17 protein-coding genes are annotated in these 18,814 nt (G+C 52.3%); 9 read left to right on the top strand and 8 right to left on the bottom strand.

Features of this window, described 5'->3' with window-relative positions; all coding sequences use genetic code 11:
- Positions 1-198: 198 nt before the first annotated feature.
- The 6 genes from EVJ22_RS06430 to ybaK form a co-directional block, all read right to left on the bottom strand.
- Positions 199-1,665, bottom strand: a complete 1,467-nt coding sequence (locus EVJ22_RS06430) for a phytoene desaturase family protein (protein ID WP_131443522.1) — start codon at positions 1,663-1,665, stop codon at positions 199-201.
- Between the two features lie 24 nt (positions 1,666-1,689).
- A complete protein-coding gene (locus EVJ22_RS06425) occupies positions 1,690-2,757 on the bottom strand; it encodes a glycosyltransferase family 2 protein (protein WP_071399247.1) in 1,068 nt (355 codons plus the stop codon).
- Positions 2,754-3,452: a lysophospholipid acyltransferase family protein gene (locus tag EVJ22_RS06420; protein WP_071399248.1), complete on the bottom strand. Its 699-nt coding sequence runs from the start codon at positions 3,450-3,452 to the stop codon at positions 2,754-2,756. The genes EVJ22_RS06425 and EVJ22_RS06420 overlap by 4 nt, the downstream gene beginning before the upstream one ends.
- The gene (locus EVJ22_RS06415) at positions 3,418-4,167 is read right to left on the bottom strand and encodes a carotenoid biosynthesis protein (protein ID WP_071399249.1); all 750 of its coding nucleotides are present in this window, start codon (positions 4,165-4,167) and stop codon (positions 3,418-3,420) included. The genes EVJ22_RS06420 and EVJ22_RS06415 overlap by 35 nt, the downstream gene beginning before the upstream one ends.
- Positions 4,168-4,257: 90 nt before the next feature.
- Positions 4,258-4,956, bottom strand: coding sequence for a CDP-diacylglycerol--serine O-phosphatidyltransferase (pssA, locus tag EVJ22_RS06410; RefSeq protein WP_071399250.1), 699 nt, complete (start codon positions 4,954-4,956; stop codon positions 4,258-4,260).
- A 19-nt stretch (positions 4,957-4,975) separates the two neighbouring features.
- Complete coding sequence (gene ybaK / locus EVJ22_RS06405; RefSeq protein WP_084813064.1) at positions 4,976-5,440, bottom strand: Cys-tRNA(Pro) deacylase; 465 nt, start codon at positions 5,438-5,440, stop codon at positions 4,976-4,978.
- 153 nt (positions 5,441-5,593) lie between these two features.
- Between ybaK and EVJ22_RS06400 the strand changes: the two genes are divergently transcribed.
- Positions 5,594-6,331, top strand: a complete 738-nt coding sequence (locus EVJ22_RS06400; RefSeq protein ID WP_131443521.1) for an enoyl-CoA hydratase/isomerase family protein — start codon at positions 5,594-5,596, stop codon at positions 6,329-6,331.
- A 35-nt stretch (positions 6,332-6,366) separates the two neighbouring features.
- Here the strand turns inward: EVJ22_RS06400 and EVJ22_RS06395 are convergent, their stop codons facing one another.
- Both EVJ22_RS06395 and EVJ22_RS06390 read right to left on the bottom strand, forming a co-directional pair.
- Positions 6,367-7,725, bottom strand: a complete 1,359-nt coding sequence (locus EVJ22_RS06395; RefSeq protein WP_071399253.1) for an MATE family efflux transporter — start codon at positions 7,723-7,725, stop codon at positions 6,367-6,369.
- 158 nt (positions 7,726-7,883) lie between these two features.
- Positions 7,884-9,668: a glycoside hydrolase family 13 protein gene (locus EVJ22_RS06390; protein WP_071399254.1), complete on the bottom strand. Its 1,785-nt coding sequence runs from the start codon at positions 9,666-9,668 to the stop codon at positions 7,884-7,886.
- A 373-nt stretch (positions 9,669-10,041) separates the two neighbouring features.
- Here EVJ22_RS06390 and EVJ22_RS06385 point away from each other — a divergent pair, with 373 nt between their 5' ends.
- The 8 genes from EVJ22_RS06385 to EVJ22_RS06350 all read left to right on the top strand — a co-directional run bounded on the left by EVJ22_RS06385 (position 10,042) and on the right by EVJ22_RS06350 (position 18,745).
- Complete coding sequence (locus tag EVJ22_RS06385) at positions 10,042-11,307, top strand: extracellular solute-binding protein (RefSeq protein ID WP_084813065.1); 1,266 nt, start codon at positions 10,042-10,044, stop codon at positions 11,305-11,307.
- Between the two features lie 105 nt (positions 11,308-11,412).
- Complete coding sequence (locus EVJ22_RS06380) at positions 11,413-12,765, top strand: carbohydrate ABC transporter permease (protein ID WP_071399255.1); 1,353 nt, start codon at positions 11,413-11,415, stop codon at positions 12,763-12,765.
- Between the two features lies 1 nt (position 12,766).
- Positions 12,767-13,600, top strand: coding sequence for a sugar ABC transporter permease (locus EVJ22_RS06375; protein WP_071399256.1), 834 nt, complete (start codon positions 12,767-12,769; stop codon positions 13,598-13,600).
- A gap of 22 nt (positions 13,601-13,622) precedes the next feature.
- Complete coding sequence (locus EVJ22_RS06370) at positions 13,623-15,134, top strand: alpha-amylase family glycosyl hydrolase (protein WP_131443520.1); 1,512 nt, start codon at positions 13,623-13,625, stop codon at positions 15,132-15,134.
- 49 nt (positions 15,135-15,183) lie between these two features.
- Positions 15,184-16,227 carry a LacI family DNA-binding transcriptional regulator gene (locus EVJ22_RS06365; protein WP_071399258.1) on the top strand — a complete coding sequence of 348 codons (1,044 nt, stop codon included), beginning with the start codon at positions 15,184-15,186 and terminating at the stop codon, positions 16,225-16,227.
- Positions 16,228-16,461: 234 nt separating this feature from the next.
- On the top strand, positions 16,462-17,439 hold the full coding sequence (locus tag EVJ22_RS06360) for a YsnF/AvaK domain-containing protein (protein ID WP_071399259.1): 978 nt from the start codon (positions 16,462-16,464) through the stop codon (positions 17,437-17,439).
- An 89-nt stretch (positions 17,440-17,528) separates the two neighbouring features.
- Positions 17,529-18,338, top strand: a complete 810-nt coding sequence (locus EVJ22_RS06355; protein WP_158625503.1) for a YsnF/AvaK domain-containing protein — start codon at positions 17,529-17,531, stop codon at positions 18,336-18,338.
- Complete coding sequence (locus EVJ22_RS06350; protein ID WP_233589621.1) at positions 18,338-18,745, top strand: general stress protein; 408 nt, start codon at positions 18,338-18,340, stop codon at positions 18,743-18,745. The genes EVJ22_RS06355 and EVJ22_RS06350 overlap by 1 nt, the downstream gene beginning before the upstream one ends.
- The last annotated feature ends 69 nt before the right edge of the window (positions 18,746-18,814 follow it).

Raw genomic sequence — 18,814 nt, 5'->3', positions numbered from 1 at the left:
TTCCAGCAGCGGGAAACGAGTGGGGAAACTCGCTCATCACTTTTTTCTCGGGTGTGACAAGTTCAAAACGCGATTGGCTCGGGGAAGCCATTCGATCGCTACAGGTGTAACAAACGTTACAATACTGCTTGAACTCGATATGATGTTATCACGTCTGTGACTTGTCGACAAGTGTCGAATCTTCTGTTCACAAAATGTTCAAATTGTCAGAGGTATGTCCTCCAACATCGAACGAGCAGCGAACTGTCCTGAAAGCGTCACCATTGGGCTACCGCCTCCAGGGTGGGTCGATCCACCCGCGAACCAGATGTTCGAGACGTCTTCCGAGCGCGAAGCCGGACGGAAAAACGCACCTTTTTTCGAGTTTGCCGACGTTCCGTACAACGAGCCGTAATACGCATAAAAATCACGCGTCAAGTCAAGCGGAGTCACGCGACGGTGGAACAAGACGTCAGCATCGTCCCAGTCGACGCCGAATGTGCGCAGCCGTCGACGAATCAAATGTTCATACGTCTCGGCATCGATGTCGGTCAAGTGGGCCGGAGCGTTGACGAGGATGAACAGATTGTCCCCGGCCTCACCCATGGACGGGTCGGTGTAGGACGAGTTCGAGATGTAGATCGTCGGCTCGTCAGCGTAGCGTTCTTCGTCGAACAAGGCACGGAACTCAGCCTCGTAATCGTCCGAGAAGTAGACGTTATGATGAGCGAGATTTAGATGTTTGTTCAGTCCGACCATCATGACGAAAGCAGAGACGGATGGCTCGACCGTATCCCGGGTCGGTACCGGGAACGAGGGACGATGGACCGCATCGACGAGCCGAGGATATTGGGTCAGCAGTTCCCCGTTCAAAAGGACGGCATCGCAAGACATGACTTCTTCATGGTCGATGACGACAGCATGCGCCTTACCGTTCATCACTTCAATCTTTGTGACTTCATGGCCGAGTCGAAACTCGACACCGAGCTCGCTCGCGCGTTTGGCGAAACCTTTGGCAATCGTCCAGTTCCCGCCTTTGGCGAAATAGACGCCATCGTTCAACTCGAGATGTGAGATCAAGGCGAACGTGCCGGGCGTGACGTAAGGGCTGCTGCCGATATACGTCGCGTAACGGTCGAGTGCTTGGATGATGCGGGGATCTTTAAAATATTTTTTATGGAGCGCGTGCAAACTCTTAAGCGGATGGACTTTCATCATATCGGCCCAAAGACCGGTATCGATTTTTGTGTCCATTCGAGTGAAGAAACGATTGTTGGCAATCTCAAATAGCTTTTCAGCCTCGTCCAAGTACGCCGCCAATTGATTTTTGTCGGCTTTGTCACCGGTCAAGCGCCGGACTTCAGCTTCCATTTGTTCCCGTTCGGAGTGGAACGTGAACGTCGACCCGTCGGAGAAGTGATTGACGGTATGCGAGTCGAGTTTGACGAGTTCAAAATAATCCTCTGGGTTGGCCCCGCTGTTCCGGATGACGGAACGGAACACGTCCGGCATCGTGATCGTGTTTGGCCCGAAGTCGAAGCGGTGACCGTCCGTGATGATCGGCATGAGCTTACCACCGACGTGTTCATTTTTTTCGATGACGGTCACATCGTACCCGCGAGCCGCTAGTGTGACGGCGGCGCTCAGGCCTCCGAGACCGGCCCCGATAATAGCGATTTGTTTCATTGCAATGCGCCTCCTAACGATTTTCTAATGATACATCCGGCCTTTCCAAGTGATCGGTTTTCGTCTCCATTTTCGGACGACCGCGCTCGTGAGTAGGACGAGGTAGGCAACCAGACTGAACGGATGGAGCCAAAAATGGCGCCCGCCCGACTTCAAGTCGATGGCTAGCCGTGCGAACAAGACGAACAGGCTCGCTCCGAGCGACATCCAGTCTGGTCGGATGAGCAGGAAGACGAACGCCGATAACTGGACGCCGTAGTAAAGGGAAAAATAAAGGGCGATGCCCACTGCTTCATTCATTCCCTTGAATACGTTTTTTGAAAACCCGTTCCAGACTTCCTCGTTCGTCGCATACATATCGCATGTGATATAAGGCGAGACGTTGACGAGCGACGTCACTTTTTTACGGCGCTTAAATTCGCGGCATAAATCGATATCATCAATCAGGGAGTCGTGGATCGAGGCGTGACCGCCGACTTCCTCGTAACTAGCCCGTTCGACCAAGACGTTCATCCCGTTCGCGGCGGCGAAGGCGGGATGTCTCACTTTTCGCCAAAACAGCGGCAAGTGCTGGGCGATCAAGACGTGTTGCATCGGAATGAGCAGTTTACCGAGCCACGTCGGCGTCGGAAAGCGGGGGAAGCCGGATAAAAAGACGGCGCCTTCCCGGACGAGCGTTCCGTGCATGCGGCCGACGAAGCTCGGATCGATGGTCACATCGGCATCGAGAAACAATAAGTAAGGCTCACGGGTCTGCGTCGCCAATTGATGACAGGCGTGTACTTTTCCAGACCAGCCGTCGGTGAGCGGCACACCGCGCAAGATCGTGAACCGGTCGTCCGAGGCGATTTCCCGCACGAGCGCGTCGTACGTGCCGTCCTCAGAGCGATCCTCATATAAGTAGACGTGACAGCCGGCGGTGAGGGCCGGCTTTAAACTGTTGATCAATTTCGGGACGTTCCGCTCCTCGTTGCGGAGCGGAATGCAAATTGCGGTCGGCGGCACTGAGATTGGGGCCGTGAGCGGACGAAGAAATGCCAAGTTGACCAACGTGAAGAGAAACATGAGTCCAGTGAGCACGAATAGAATCATCGTTGCCTCCTCCCGATGGTGAGCAAGTGCTCCGTCCAGTCGGCGAGCCCGCGTCGTGGCGGGAACAACGAAATGTACCGGTCCGACTGAGCGATCACATCGGCGCGCGTGTCGTCATAGAGCCGTTCGAGCGCTTTCGCGAGCTCTTGCTTTTGCTCCCGGCGTGTCGTCGAGACGACGGTATGGGTCCGGAACCGGACGTAGACGACCGGGGACGCATGCGACGCGAACGCGTAGTAGATGGCACAAAGCCGGACCTCAGGTTTTGCGAGTAGCATCGTCGCACCGGCCCCGATCTCAAGCGGCCGGTGCTCTTGCGGGTATTCGCGGCCTTGCGGGAACACCCACACCGATTTCCCGACGGACAAAAGCTGATTGGCATAGTTGAGAGAAGCGCGAACGTCGGATAACTTCCCTTTTTTGATTGAAAAGGCGCCTAAGTGACGGAAGAACGGAAAGCGTCGCAATCCGTCCTCATCCATCAGGACGTGAACGTCGTGCCGTAAATAGTACTCGTTCAACATGAGCAAGATGAGTCCGTCCCACCACGAGCTGTGTGTGCTTAAAAAGAGGCCCGGTGTCGGAACGTCATCAGCCCGAACGTTGATCGTGTGAAAGGACGGTCGGATCTGGCGTTCTTTGACGAACGTTGAAAAGATGTTACTGAACCATTTCTTTTTGTTCGCTTCGATCATGACGCAACCTCCGTTCCAAATAGATGACACTTGCCGTTACAAGACTTAGCACACCGATTCCGTAAAGACCGGCGTTGACCGCGGTGACGCCGAACAAGGCGTGAAGCATGACGAACAAGTAACGTCCGTGCATAAGTAAAGTCGGCTCCGCTTCGACTTCGAAGCGGTCGAGTAACCATGAGAAGATGAGCGACAGTCCGAACCATCCGACGAAGTTTTGCGTCGGGATGTCATAATAGAGACCATCATTTGCCCATTCCCAGTAGCCTTTCACGTTGGCTGCAACCGGATCGATCGCCATGTCTAACCAGACCGCCAAAAATGGGACGAGCCAGAGTGTCCGTCGCTTGAACGCGAACAGGCGGGCGACAGCGAAGCTCGCGCCGATGACGGCGAGCCACGCTGCACCAATCGTTACCGGTACGCCGAACACGGTCGGACCGAACGCTTCAGCGTAAATATACTCGCTGAACGGGAACCCGGTTTTGACACCGAGCGTCTCGACGGCAATCGAGCCGAAAAAGATGAACGGCACGATGAAACGGGCGTGACGGACTCCGTCCGCGATGACAAATCCTCCGATGAGGCCGGCTAGCCATAAGAAGACCGGGTTCGCCCATTCGAGCCAACTCGGCAGTAAATCAAAGCCGACGAGAACAACGCCGACGACGTACCAAACTAAAAATAATTTCCAAATCCATGGATACACTTTCATCAAATCACCTCACCTTCTATTCTAAAGAGGTTTTCGACATCCGTCTAATGAATGCATGCACAAAAAAAGAGCCCCTGCTAGAGGGACTCATCAATTCGCCATGCGCTTCCGTTTTTTCACAAATGAGAAAGCGATGAACAAGATGTAGAACGGGATGGCGATGAACCAAAATGTCGGCCATTCCTGCCACCTTGCGAACGTCATATACGTCAAATAGACGAGACTGAACGTGATGATGAACGAGTGACGCGGCAACGGCACGTCTTTAAAACTCGGAATACGAACCCGGCTCACCATGAGCAAGGCGAGACCGGTAAAGAAGATCGGGGTGAGCAGTTCGTTGACGCGGTCGCCAAACGTCGTTACGACAGCGAGCAGTCCACCGGCTGCCGTGATCGGAACGCCTGAGAAATAGCTGGCCGTGACGTTCGTCGCCGACAAGTTGAACCGGGCTAGGCGATAGGCGCCGAAGAGCGGGAATAGGGCGGCAAAGAAGAGCCCGTAGTTTCCGTAATCGATAAAGAACGTATAGTAAGCGAGCAGCGCCGGAGCAACGCCGAACGTGACGACGTCAGCGAGCGAATCAAGCTCTTTTCCGAAGTCACCGTCTACCCCGAGCATACGGGCGAGACGGCCGTCGAGGCTGTCGAGCATCATCGCGATGATGATCAGGAGTGTCGCATTCGAGAAATCGCCACGCGCGGCGTAGACGATGGCGAGGACGCCACAAAATAAGTTACCGAATGTAAATGAGTTAGGAACCCACGATCGGATTCGTTCTTTCCACATAGTATTGCCTCCATCTTTGTCATTGAGTAAACCAGCGGCCGTCCGTGAAGCGGATCAAGTCGTCCGGTGTTAATTCGATCTGATAGCCGCGTTTTCCAGCCGAGATGATGATCTTGTCTTTTTGTTTCGCGCTGTCATGCAAGAAGACGGGGAAGCGCTTTTTCGCTCCGATCGGTGAGACGCCGCCGCGGATGTAGCCGGTCAGCGTTTCAAGCTCTTTCATCGGGACGGGCGACGCTTTCTTCGCGCCCCACGCTTTAGCGGCCGCCTTTAAATCGATATCTAAATCTCCTGAGATGAGGAAGAAGGCGTACTTCCGCTGCTCGTTCTCGAGGCAAATCGTCTTATACAGTTGGTCGAGCGGCTTATCGAGTGATGCGGCGACATGTTTTGCGGAGACATCGGACTCATCCACTACATAAGACAGATAAGTGAACGGGATGTTCCGTTGTTTTAATTGTCTTGCGGCATTCGTCAGTTGCACCAGTCCCACCCTTTCGTTGAACGACTCCCCTAAGAATAGCAAATAGTGGTAGCGTCGGGCAATCGAACTTGAAAAGTTTTGGTGTCAGGAAGGAAACAGAATGGCCGATAGAGAAATGAACAGTGATTCATTTTTTAAAAGGGGGATTATTTCATGGAAACAATTCAATTGGAACGACACAACGGGGTAGGCTGGCTCAAATGGAACCGTCCGGAAAAGTTGAACGCGCTGAATGAGACGTTGTTGCGCGAAGCGAGACAGGCGCTCGAACAACTTGAAGCCGACGAATCGGTCCGGGTCATCGTACTGATCGGGGAAGGGCGCGCCTTCTCGTCCGGTCAAGACTTGACGATTGAGAGTGACGCCGATTATGGCACGTATTTAGAGGACGTCTACCATCCGCTCGTCCGGGCACTCTCGGATTGCCGGAAGCCAGTCATTGCCGGCATCCACGGTGTCGTCGCTGGCGCAGGACTCAGTCTGGCGCTTGCGGCCGACGTTCGCCTCGTCGCCCGTTCGACGAAGTTCAGCTCGGCGTTCATCAAGATCGGCCTCGTTGCCGACGCCGGCGGTCCATATCATTTGCGTCGTTTGATGCGCCAAGACGTCGCGCTCGATTGGATGTGGAGCGGCAGCACGATCGACGCCGAACAAGCTGAAGCGTTCGGGCTTGTCACTGAACTCATCGAGGATGAGGAGTATCTTGCCCGTCTCACGGCCTACGCCGAGACGCTCGCGGCAAAATCACCGACGGCCGTACAAGGGATGAAGGCACTCCTTCGCGAGTCATCGTTTGAAGACGGGCTCGCGCAAGAGATCCACTGGCAACGGGAATGCGGCAAGACCGAGGTTCATCAACGGGCGATGCAAGCATTTTTAAGTAAAAAATAAGGGAAGCGGTCGTGTTGACCGCTTCCCTTATTCGTTCACGAGGATGGTTTGGCTTCGAACTGGAAGCCTTTTTGTTGCCACTTGCCGTACTTCCAGCGTCGGAAAGCGAAGAAGCCGCGGAACCACTCGTCGAGCGAGAACGCAAGCCAAATCCCGAGCACACCGAGTCCCATTTGAATCCCGAACAAGTAACTGAAGACGACCGCGACGCCCCACATCGAGGCAATCCCAATCATGACCGGGAAGCGAACGTCTCCGACCGACTTGAGTGACCCCATCAGAACGATGTTCATGGCGCGACCCGGCTCAAGAATGAGCGTCGCCCATAGGATCGGGATACCGACGGCGATGATGTCCGGGTTCGACGTGAACAAGCCGAGCAAGGATTTCCCGAACACGGCGAGGCCGAGTGAGGCGACGAGCGAAGAGAACATGGCGATCTTCAACGTCCGGACCGCCCGAGCATACGCCTCTTTGAACCGCTTCCCGCCGACGTCGCGGGCAATCAATAGCTGTGTCCCTTGGGCGACGGCGACCGTGAACAAAAATGCGAGCATCGATAAGTTCATCACGTAAACGCGAGCGGCGAGCGAGGCGTCACCCATCGTCGCGATGAAGCCGGTGATGACAATTTGTGAAAACTGGTACGACAAGTTCTCTCCTGCCGACGGAACACCGATTTGTAAGAGTGCTTGAATATCATCGCGTTTTGGACGGATCAACTCTTTGATCGGGAAACGCATCATGAGGCGGCGTTTGACGATCCAAAACAACAGCACCATGGCCGAAAAACGAGCGATGACGATGGCCCAGGCGACACCGGCGACACCCGTCACCGGGAGACCGAACCAGCCTGTCACGGCGAGCATGGCTCCTACTGCCGTGATGACATCGATCAAAAGCGTCGCGAGCATGGCGTGTTTCGTCATACCATGACTGCGCAACACCGCGCTGAGCGCCATGATGAGCGCTTCGGTGAAGAGCGATAAGCCGACGATTTGTAAGAACAATAGGCCGTAGTCGAACAGTTCATCCGACAGGCCGAACAAGCGAAGGAACGTCTCGCCGAACAAGAAGACGACGACGACCATGACGACGCCGAGCCACATGTTCAAGCTGACGGCAGAGCGGGCAAAGTCCCGGCTCTTCTTCATCCGACCGGCACCGATTGCCTGGCCGATCAAGATCGTCGCACCGACCGAGGTGACGCTAAAGACGATCAAAAAAACGTTCAACAATTGGTTGGCGACGCCGACCGCTGAAGCGGCGGCATCGGAATACTGGGCGAGCATGAGCGTGGCGATGATCCCGGTACCCATGTGGAGCGCGAGCTCGATGAAGATCGGCCACGAGATTTTAAATAGACTGAGCTGTTCGGTATCTTTGGTTGGCATGAATGTTCCCCTTTTGTTTAAAAATTCTTTATATGAAATATTTATCTTTTAAAAATTACAATGGTCATGTTACTCCTTTTGAAATGAAAAAGAAAGGGGGTTCACTAAATTATTTCCAACAAAAATAACCACCCAAGCAAATGGGTGGTCAAACGTCGTCATTTCAGTTTCAAAATGGAAACGCTATACGGTGCGAGTTCAAGTTCGAGCGAGTCTACGTCCCGGTCGTTGAGTAAATCGTGGGCACCACCTGTATGCCAGAGTGGGTTGAGCGTAGACACCGTATCTGAGTTATTGAAGTAAATCAAATACGTCTCGTCTTTCGAGCTCCGTTCGACGATGAGGGCGTTGTCTTCATCATCGACGAGATTGAACCGGTACGATCCGCCGTTCGCGAGCACCGGATGATCTTTGCGGAGCTGGATCAACTTCTGGACGAAGCGGAACAAGTCACGGTCTTCCTCGGCCTCGTCCCACGGCATGCAGCGGCGGCAACCCGGATCTTGCTCGCCTTCGAGCCCGATCTCATCACCATAGTAAATACATGGACTACCCGTATACGTGAGCATCGAGGTCATGAGGAGTTTGAACTTCCCTTTATGCCCTTTTGCCCGAGTGAGGGCTCGTGGGGTGTCGTGAGAGTCGATCAAGTTGAACGTCACTTCGTTCACGTTCATCGTGTTCATCATCTCGACGCGCGTCAACTCGTCACGGAACTCCGACGCCGTCGTCCGATCGAGCGCGAAGTAGTTTAAGCTCGCGTTCGTGAACGGATAGTTCATGACCGCATCGAACTGGTCGCCTTGAAGCCACGGTTGGGCATCGTGCCAAATCTCACCGAGGATGTAAGCTTCGGGATTCGCTTCTTTTACAGTGCGACGGAAGTCACGCCAGAACGCGTGGTCGACCTCGTTCGCGACGTCTAGGCGCCAACCGTCGATGCCGAACTCTTCGACCCAATAACGGGCTACATCTAATAGATAAGCTTTCAACGCCGGGTGTTCGGTGTTGATCTTCGGCATGTTCTTCTCGAAAGCGAACGTATCGTAGTTCGGCTTCGGTGCCGTCTCAATCGGGAAGTCGCGGAGGTAGAACCAGTCGCGATACTCGGAATGAGGCCCGTTCTCGACGACGTCTAAGAACCAAGGATGGTTGTAGCCGACGTGATTGAACACCGCATCGAGCATGACTTTGATCCCGTTCTCATGAAGCAAGTCGACCAATTGTTTGAACTGCTCTTTCGTCCCGAACTGCGGGTCGATTTCCATATAATCAAGCGTGTCGTATTTATGGTTCGTCGTCGCTTTGAAGATCGGGCAGAAGTAAATGCCGGTGATCCCGAGTTCGACGATGTGGTCCATATGGTCGATGATGCCTTGGAAGTCGCCACCGAAGAAGTTTGTGATCGTTGGCTCAGTGCTGTTCCATGCGAGCGTCCCTTCAGGATCGAGTGACGCGTCGCCGTTCGCGAACCGGTCAGGGAAGATTTGATACCAGACCGTGTCCTTGACCCATGACGGGGCGTGGAAGATGTCGATCGGGTTGATGAACGGGACACAGAAGTAATAACCCGTATCGTCGAGCGGTTTATCTTCGAACCAGCCTTTTTCCGTATAGACGGCCGTCTCGTTGCCGTCATGGAGCCGGAACCCGTAACGGAGGCGACGGAACGGCGGCTTGATTGCGATGAACCAGTAGTCGTATTGGTCGTCGTGGCCGATTCGTTCCATAGGTGTCTCGAACGTGCGCCAGTAGCTCGGCTTGTCCGGGTCAAAGTTCCACATCGCTGGGTCTTCTGAATGCCAGTCGTATGGATCATTCCAAATTAAGTCAATAGATTGGATATCATTTCTTTTCGTATGAAACCGAATATGAATCGTTTCCCGGTCGTATTTATAAACGAAAGGGGACATAGCGCGATGATAAATAGCTTCTTTGATCAAGTGAAATCGTTCCTTTCTCGATTGGGATTGTAACCATTTTACACTGTCTGTTCCGAAAAGAAATGACAGTTGCGAAAACGTTTGCTCAAGCAAAGGGTAATAAAGCGTTTACATTTTGTCAATCACTGTTCACGACATTTATTGAACAATTGAACACATAAAAGTTGAAAAAGAGATAAATGGGATACCTACGAGAAAAAATCGAAAAAAAAAGTCTTGTAAAACGCTTACACAACTGTATAATAAAAATTGAGGTGAGGATGCAAACGTTTTCACTGAATGACTGATTTCGTAGCGGAGTTGATTAAAATCAGTCGTTTAGTACGTGTGCGCAAATCTGACCATACTAATTTCCTTGGGGAGGTTTTTCATCATGAAGATGAAAAAAATGGTAGCAGGACTTTCAACAGCAGTATTAGCATTCGGTGCACTTGCTGCATGTGGTGGCGGTACGGATAACGGTTCTACTAACGAAGGCGGTTCTACTAGCGAGAACAAGCCAGAAAAAATCGTAATTTGGGAAGATATTGAAAAGTCGGAAACGACGAAAGAAGTTGCGAAAGCGTTTGAAGAAGAACACGGCGTCGCAGTAGAAGTCGTCGAAGTTCAAATGACGGACCAAAAAGACAAGTTGGCGCTTGACGGCCCAGCTGGTAAAGGTCCGGATATCGTTCTCGTACCGCATGACCAAATCGGCACGATCGCTGACCAAGGTCACTTGGCACCGCTCGCTGACGAAGGTGCGCTCGAAGCGTTCACAGATGCTTCGAAATCGGCTGTCATGTTCGACGGACAAGCTTACGGCTATCCTAAATCAGTTGAAACACCAGTCCTCATGTACAACAAGGATTTGGTTTCAGAAGCTCCTGCTTCAATGGACGACCTTTACAAGTTGTCTACAGATCTTAAAGACAAAGGCGAGTACGGCTTCCTCGGTCTTTGGGATAACTTCTACTTCGCTCACGGTGTAGTTGCAGGCTTCGGCGGTTACGTCTTCAAAGAAGACGGCGGCGCGCTCGACCCAACCGACATCGGCTTGAACAACGAAGGCGCAGTTGAAGGATTCGACTACATCGGCAAATGGTACCAAGAAGGCCTCTTCCCTAAAGGATTGATCGGCGAGTCTGGCGGCCAAGCGATGGACCAACTCTTCACTGAGAAGAAAGCACACACAGTTATGAACGGACCTTGGGCTGTTGCTGGTTACGAAGATGCTGGCGTCAACCTCGGAGCGGCGGCAATGCCAACACTTCCGAACGGTGAGCCAATCAAGACGTTCATGGGTGTGAAAACATATGCACTCTCTGCTTACACTGAGAACCAAGAGTGGGCTGAAATGTTCCTCGCAGAACTTACAAATGAAGAGAACGCATTGAAAATGTTTGAAGCATACAACGAGATCCCACCGGTAGCAGCACTCGAGACGAATGAGACAATCACGGCGAACGAAGTTGCGAAAGCGGTATTCGATCAAGCGACAAATGCAATCCCAATGCCTAACATTCCTGAAATGGGACAAGTTTGGGAGCCAATGGCACAAGCGCTTCAGCTCGTAGCGACTGGCAAGCAAGATGCACAAAAATCAGCTGACGATGCTGTTAAAGTCATCGAGCAACAAATCCAAGCAAACAACCAATAAGGCTGTGAAATGACGGGGTACGCCACATGGCGTTCCCCATCATTTTCTGAAATTGAGCAAACGCTTGCTCGATTGATTTGCTCAAATTGAAAGGAGAAATTGAGGATGGCTTCAATTCCGAACCCAAAAACACCGGAACAACGACCGGACAAACCGACCAATCATGCTCGGAACGCCGCATTACTCTCGATCATTCCGGGAGCGGGGCAGTTCTATAACAACCAACGTGCGAAGGCGATTGCGTTCTTTATCGTCATCATGTCTTATTTTGCAGTAAACTACGATCTATTTTTCAAAGGGGCGGGCGCAGGACCTGGTGACCGTGGTGGCCTTTGGGGATTGATCACGCTTGGCGAAGTAGCAGGACCTCGTAACGACCACTCCATCTTCTTGATGGTAGAAGGTATTGTCGCAATAATTTTACTGTTCTTCGGTATCGCGTTCTACATTTGGAACATTCGTGACGCTTACCGAGTCGGTCGCATTCGTGATCAGCACCTAAACGTGCCAACGTTCCAAGTGCAACTTCGCAACTTGCGCGACCATGGATTCCCATACTTGATGTTGATCCCGTCGCTCATCTTGCTCGTCTTCACAGTCGTGTTGCCGCTGATCTTTACGTTCTTGATCGCGTTCACGAACTATCGTTACAACAACGCGCCACCGGCAAAACTCGTCGAGTGGATCGGGTTCGAAAACTTTACACGCATCTTTGAAATCGACATTTGGCGCGACACGTTCGTCGGCGTTCTCGGTTGGACGCTCGTCTGGACGGTCGCTTCAACGGTCGGTGTCATCGCGATCGGGATTTTCCTTGCCGTTCTGTTGAACCAAGAAGGACTTCGGTTCCGTCGCTTGTTCCGTTCAATCTTGATCTTGTCATGGGCCGTACCAGCGTTCATCACGATCTTAATTTTCCGCTCGATGTTCAACGAGTCGTTCGGTGTGTTCAATACGACAATCTTGCCGGCCTTTGGTCTCGATCCGATTAGCTGGATGACCGACCCGACAGCGACACGTAGTGCGCTCATCTTGATTCAATGGTGGCTCGGTTTCCCGTTCATCATGACGCTCATGACCGGTGTCTTGCAGTCGATCCCGGGCGACTTGTATGAAGCTGCGACGATTGACGGCGCGAACATCTTTGATAAGTTCCGTCTGATCACATTGCCGATGCTCTTGTTCGCAACAGCACCGATTCTCATCACGCAGTTCACGTTCAACTTTAACAACTTTAACATCATCTATCTCTTCAATGGTGGTGGGCCGGCTGTCCCAGGACAAACTGCCGGTGGTACCGACATCTTGATTTCATGGATTTACAAATTGTCGCTCGGGGCTAACCCGCAATACGGACTTGCGGCTGCGATCACGCTCATCTTGTCATTCTTCATCATGACACTAGCCGTCATCCAGTTCCGTCGGACAAAATCTTTCAAAGACGAGGATATGGTCTGATATGAAAAAACAAAAACGAATCAATTTGGCGTTCTCTTATGTCATCTTGACGCTTGCGTCGATCATTATTCTCTATCCGATGCTTTGGGTAGTAGGAACGTCATTTAACCCGGGTCGTACGATCACGTCAACGATCATCCCATCAAACCCAACGCTCATTCACTATAAAAACTTGTTTGATCTAACAATTTCGGATTATAGTTTATGGTATGTGAACACATTGAAGATTGCTTTCATCACGATGGCGCTCGCTGTAATTTTAGTTACGATTACTGGTTATGTGTTCTCGCGTTACCGTTTCGTCGGACGGAAGAACTCGCTCATCTTGTTCCTCGTCTTGCAGATGGTCCCGCAATTCGTTGCCATCATCGCGATTTTTGTGTTACTCAACATGCTCGGCCTTCTTGATACGCATACAGCGCTAATCTTGCTGTACGCCGGTGGGGCGATTCCGATGAACACGTACCTGGCGAAAGGTTACTTCGATACGATTCCGAAGGAGCTCGATGAGGCTGCTCGGATGGATGGTGCCGGTCACCTCCGTATCTTCTGGCAAATCATTTTGCCGCTCGCGAAGCCAATTGTCGCAACGATCGCCTTGTTCAACTTCATGGGCCCGTTCAACGACTTCATCTTGGCATCGCTCGTCCTTCGTACTCCTGAGAAGCAGACGCTAGCGGTTGGACTTTACAATATGATCTCGCGACAATTCGACAACAACTTTACGTTGTTCGCGGCAGGAGCCGTCCTTTCGGCCCTCCCGATCGTCCTCTTGTTCTTCATATTCCAACGTTACTTCGTCTCCGGTCTCACTGCGGGTGGTACGAAAGGTTAATACTCAAAAAGGGGGAAGCGATATGAGGCGAGGCGTCGTGCTCGTTCTCCTGTCGCTTCTTTTGTTTCCTACAATCGTCGGAGCGAAAGAAGCAGCAACATGGGAACAAGAACGCATGTACTTTATTATGGTCGACCGGTTCGTTGACGGGAATCCTGACAACAACGACCAAGTCGACAAGAATGATCCAAAAGCGTTTCACGGAGGCGACATTCAAGGTGTGATCGAGAAGCTCGACTACATCGAATCGCTCGGATTTACGTCGATTTGGTTGACGCCGGTGTTTCAGAACATGCCGGACGGTTACCACGGCTACTGGATCAAAGATTTTTATGACATCGATCCCCAGTTCGGGACGAAAGAAGATTTGCAAGAACTCGTCGATGAGGCGCATAAGCGCGATATGAAAGTCATTCTTGACTTCGTCGTCAACCATGTCGGTCCGAAACATCCATGGGTCGAGGAACGACCGGATTGGTTCCATGACGAGTTGCCGATCGTGCTCTGGCAAGACCAAGAGCAAGTCGAGACGCACTGGTTGTTCGACTTGCCGGACTTTAAAACGGAAGACCCTGAAGTGAAAGATTATTTGATCGACGCCGCTACTTATTGGATTGAAGAGACCGGCATCGATGGCTATCGACTCGATACGGTCCGCCACGTCGACAAACCGTTTTGGAAAGATTTTGTCGAAGCGGTGCGGGCGGTCGACCCTGACTTTTACTTGTTGGCCGAAGTGTTCGACCCGAATCCACAATACGTCGCTGAGTACGACAATTTAGGATTTAACAGCGTCACAAACTTTACGTTCTATGATCGCGTCTCGAAGACGATGACGCAAAAGCACGCCAACGTCGACGAAATCGATGTGGCGGCAAGCTATGCCCAGACATTTTTCAACGATCCGAACCAAATGGCGACGTTCCTAGACAACCATGATGTCGAGCGGTTCATGCACGTCGCTGGACTTGGTGGAGCCGAGTCGGCAGAACGGCGACTTCGCCTGGCACTGTTCACGCTCTATGCGTCGCCTGGTATGCCGATTTTATTTCAAGGGACAGAAAACGCACAAACCGGTGGGGCCGATCCGGCCAACCGGGTGATGACGGATTTCCCAGGGAATGAAGAGTTACATGAATACGTCGCGACGATGAACCGGATGCGGGAAGACTATCCCGTCTTCGCCACTGGAGAGCAACGGATGATTGCCTCGAAAGACGGCATGGCCGTGTTCGAGCGTCGTGACGGCGATGAGGTCGCCTTGTACGCCATCAATATGAACGATGAGGATACAGAGATTGAATTCGAGGTAAGCGAAGTCGGTGAAGATCAACGGCTCCGCGGTCTCTTGTTCTCACAACTTGTCACGGAAAAACGTGGCACGTTCACTATCAAGCTCGCTGGCGAAAGCGCCAACGCCTATGTCGTCGAAGAATCGGAAGTGAACATGTGGACGATTGGTCTGCTCGTCGTCGCGATTCCGCTGTTCTTGACGGGTCTGGTCATGTGGAAGCGCCGCAAGAGCGTGAGCTAAATACCCTGTCGCAGGGAACAATGAATTAACGGAAGCAAGGGGGAGCACCATGCAAATCACGATCAAAGATGTCGCAAAACACGCCAACGTCGCACCGTCGACAGTGTCCCGCGTCATCGCCAACAGTCCGCGAATTAGCCAGAAAACGAAAGAACGTGTTCGTAGTTCGATGGAAGAACTCGGGTACCATCCGAACATCCATGCAAGAAGTCTCGCCAACCGCTCGACACAATCGATTGGTCTTGTTATGCCGAGCGCGGCGACGAAAATCCTTCAAAATCCGTTCTTCCCGGAAGTGTTGCGCGGAATCAGTACGAAAGCCCATCAAAACGGTTATTCGCTGTACATGACGACCGGCGTGACCGAAGAAGAAGTGCTGTCGGGTGTCATCGAGATGGTCCAAGGTCGCCGGGTCGACGGTGTCATCGTCCTGTATTCACGTGAAGACGATAAAGTCGTCCAATATTTGCGCCAGACGAAGTTCCCGTTCGTCGTCGTCGGGAAGCCGTTCGGGGACGCCTCGTCGATCACGTACGTCGATACGGACAACTACTTGGCTGGCCGTGAAGTGACGAAGCACTTGTACAACCTCGGTCACCGCCGCATCGCCTTCATTGGCGGATCGGATAAATTGGCCGTCACCCAAGACCGTCGCAACGGGTACGCGACGGCGCTTATGGAAGCCGGGATCCCGGTGCGGGAAGACTACATCGCCCGTGCCGAGTTCATGACGAAAGGCGGCGCTAAAGCGGTCCGGGAGTTGCTTCACGTCGATGAGCCACCGACGGCTGTCGTCGTCAGTGATGACATGATGGCGCTCGGTGTTATCAGCACGCTCAGTGAGATGGGTTTGAGAATCCCTGAAGACGTCGCTGTCGTCAGTTTCAACAACGTCTATATCGCCGAACATTCGAATCCGCCGCTCACGTCAGTCGAGATCAACATCTTCGGTCTCGGTTTCGAGGCGACGAACTGCCTGATCGAACAGATCGGCGATAGTGCACCACCGTACGGGAAACGTGTCATCGTCCCGCACTATCTAGTCGTCCGCCAGTCGTGTGGTCAAAAAAAGAATAGCCATGCGGCTGAATGAGTTGAAACCTTCCGTTTTCGTGCGGAAGGTTTTTTTGTGCGGATTCTGATGCATATAAAGGAAGAACGTTCAATCCGGCAAAAGTCATGGCGTTACAAACAGATTACAGTTGTGCGAGAAGCGGTTGAAAACAAAGCGCGAGGGAACACTTATATTACCGGCAGAATAGCAAATCACGATAGAGCAGCCCGGCCAATAACCAAAAAATATAGAATTTGAAAGGGAGATACAATCATGGATAACAAACGTTACGTAGGGACTTACTATCAAGAATCAGAGCTTGTTTCGAAAATTGATGAACTTCGCGCGGCGGGACACCGCGAGGACGACCTGTACGTTGTTGTAAAAGATAAATCGAACCTTTCGATGGTTCGCGGCGAAACGGATGCAGAAGTAAAAGAAACGAAAGCATCGTGGCTCGATCGCTTCTTTGGAGTCGCAGACGGCGGCGATGAAGTGCGCCATACGTTTGATAAACTCGGCTTCTCAGAAGAAGAGACGGCACGCCATCATCAAGATATCGAAAACGGCGGCTTCGTCTTGTTATTAGATACAGACGACGGCGTCTTGGACAACGGTCGCAACGACACGTTCGAAGGCGGTCGCACGTCAGCGGGCTATGGTTCTGAAGGGAACGAGGCTGGAAACATGACGGCACGTGACCCGCTAACAGCGGCAGGAACAGGTGTCGGAGCAGCCGGCACTGGGCTTGACGCGACGGGAACGAATCATGATTCGACGCGTCACCATGACATGGACGAGGACATTCGCAACCGCACCGATTTGACGGACGAGCAAAAACTTCAACTACACGAAGAGCGTCTCCAAATCAATAAAGAACGCGTTCAGACCGGTGAAGTCCGAGTCGAAAAAGAAGTCGTTGAGCACGAAGAACGGGTCGACGTCGAAGTCGAGCGTGACGAAGTGTACGTCGAACGACGTCAAGTCGACGGAGACCGTGAAGCGACGGGACATTCGTTCGATGCGACAACAGACCGCGACGAGATTCGTGTACCAGTCACAGAAGAGCGCGTCGACGTCACGAAGAAAGACGTCGTGGCCGAAGAAATCGTCGTCGGCACAGACAAAGTGAAAGATACAGAGACGGTACGCGAGACGCTTCGTAAAGAAGAAGCCCATATCGAAGGCGAAAACAGCCATCGGAAACATGACGCTGACCATACGCGCCGTGATGAGCGCGACCGGATCTAATTGGATGACCAAGCACCTCGACAAGGATGGCTCTCTCTGAGGGACCATCCTTTTTTTCGCCAATTCATCTTACAGGAGGAACGAATGTTATGAAACATGCCATCATCTCTGAAGTATTTGACCAGCCCGAGGTGTTGCTCAAGCGGACGGTCGATTTGAAGCAAGAAGGATATAAAGAAGAAGACATGTATGTCTTCGTCAAACGAACTGAGACGGCTGACGCCATCCGACGCCATTCAAAACTATACGTACTCGTCGCGGATGAGCCGGATACGGTGGCGTCTCTCGTCACGTCAAGCGAACGGCCGATCGAGCGCTGGCTCAGCAGTATGCGGTTGACGCGCGAGCAGCGGGAACGATTCGTGGGTGAAGTCGAGCGAGGGCGGTTGTTCCTTTATGTCGACGCGGATCAAAACGAGGAGATGGCGGACATTAAACGATCGCCGCGCGCCACTTCCAAGGAGCACGAAGAACAGACGCTTGAACTGCATGAAGAGCGACTCGCGGTTGAAAAAGAAACGGTGCAGACGGGGGAACTCGTCATCGACAAGCATGTAACCGAGACTGAACAGACGATTGAAGTACCCGTTCGGAGGGAACACTTACATGTAGAGCGCCATGCTGGTTCTGAAGATGTGATTGAAGACTACGACTTCGACAAACCCGGCATCCGGACGATTGACGAAGGGGACCAGCTACGTATCCAAGTCATCGAAGAGCGCGCCTTCATCGTCAAGCGTCCGGTCGTAGTCGAAGAGATCATCGTCCGCAAGCAAGTGGATGAAGATACGAAGACGGTCACCGAGACGCTCCGTAAAGAAGAGATCGATATTAGGCAAGTGGGACAAGGCAAGATCACGATCGAGGACAATCCAACATCTAGAAAGGATGATAAATGATGAGTAACAAACGATTTGTTGATACGTACAAAGACGAGGCGGCACTCGTCTCAAAAATTGATCAACTGAGCCAAGACGGGTACGACGAGAAAGACCTTTACGTCGTCGCGAGAGACGAGGATAACGTGTCGCTCGTCAAACGGAACACTGACGCGAAAGTCGAGGAAGCGAGCGCTTCTTGGATGCAGAAATTCGCGGGCGTCGCCGAAGGAGAACAGGAAGTGAAACGGGCGCTCCTCGATCTCGGTTTGGCTGATGACGACGTCAACAAAGCGTACGGGGACATTATGGACGGTGGGTATGCCCTCATTCTCGATGAGCCCGATACCGGATTCAACGATGGCGACAACCCGGCCTTTGAAGGTCATGAAGCGAACGCCGCCTTCGGTCGCGATTCAGACGTGTGATATAGACATACCTACTTTGGCCCAATGCGCCAGGGTAGGTTTTTTTTCGTTCCAAAAGTGACAAAAAAA

The organism is Exiguobacterium sp. SH0S7 (assembly GCF_004337195.1).
GTDB lineage: Bacteria > Bacillota > Bacilli > Exiguobacteriales > Exiguobacteriaceae > Exiguobacterium > Exiguobacterium aurantiacum_A.
This window is presented reverse-complemented; position numbering and strand designations above follow the sequence as displayed.

Coding starts and splice junctions, on each gene's coding strand:
- EVJ22_RS06430 (WP_131443522.1), bottom strand. CDS start 1,665: ATGAAACAAATCGCTATTATCGGGGCCGGTCTCGGAGGCCTGAGCGCC.
- EVJ22_RS06425 (WP_071399247.1), bottom strand. CDS start 2,757: ATGATTCTATTCGTGCTCACTGGACTCATGTTTCTCTTCACGTTGGTC.
- EVJ22_RS06420 (WP_071399248.1), bottom strand. CDS start 3,452: ATGATCGAAGCGAACAAAAAGAAATGGTTCAGTAACATCTTTTCAACG.
- EVJ22_RS06415 (WP_071399249.1), bottom strand. CDS start 4,167: ATGAAAGTGTATCCATGGATTTGGAAATTATTTTTAGTTTGGTACGTC.
- pssA (WP_071399250.1), bottom strand. CDS start 4,956: ATGTGGAAAGAACGAATCCGATCGTGGGTTCCTAACTCATTTACATTC.
- EVJ22_RS06400 (WP_131443521.1), top strand. CDS start 5,594: ATGGAAACAATTCAATTGGAACGACACAACGGGGTAGGCTGGCTCAAA.
- EVJ22_RS06395 (WP_071399253.1), bottom strand. CDS start 7,725: ATGCCAACCAAAGATACCGAACAGCTCAGTCTATTTAAAATCTCGTGG.
- EVJ22_RS06385 (WP_084813065.1), top strand. CDS start 10,042: ATGAAGATGAAAAAAATGGTAGCAGGACTTTCAACAGCAGTATTAGCA.
- EVJ22_RS06380 (WP_071399255.1), top strand. CDS start 11,413: ATGGCTTCAATTCCGAACCCAAAAACACCGGAACAACGACCGGACAAA.
- EVJ22_RS06375 (WP_071399256.1), top strand. CDS start 12,767: ATGAAAAAACAAAAACGAATCAATTTGGCGTTCTCTTATGTCATCTTG.
- EVJ22_RS06370 (WP_131443520.1), top strand. CDS start 13,623: ATGAGGCGAGGCGTCGTGCTCGTTCTCCTGTCGCTTCTTTTGTTTCCT.
- EVJ22_RS06365 (WP_071399258.1), top strand. CDS start 15,184: ATGCAAATCACGATCAAAGATGTCGCAAAACACGCCAACGTCGCACCG.
- EVJ22_RS06360 (WP_071399259.1), top strand. CDS start 16,462: ATGGATAACAAACGTTACGTAGGGACTTACTATCAAGAATCAGAGCTT.
- EVJ22_RS06355 (WP_158625503.1), top strand. CDS start 17,529: ATGAAACATGCCATCATCTCTGAAGTATTTGACCAGCCCGAGGTGTTG.
- EVJ22_RS06350 (WP_233589621.1), top strand. CDS start 18,338: ATGAGTAACAAACGATTTGTTGATACGTACAAAGACGAGGCGGCACTC.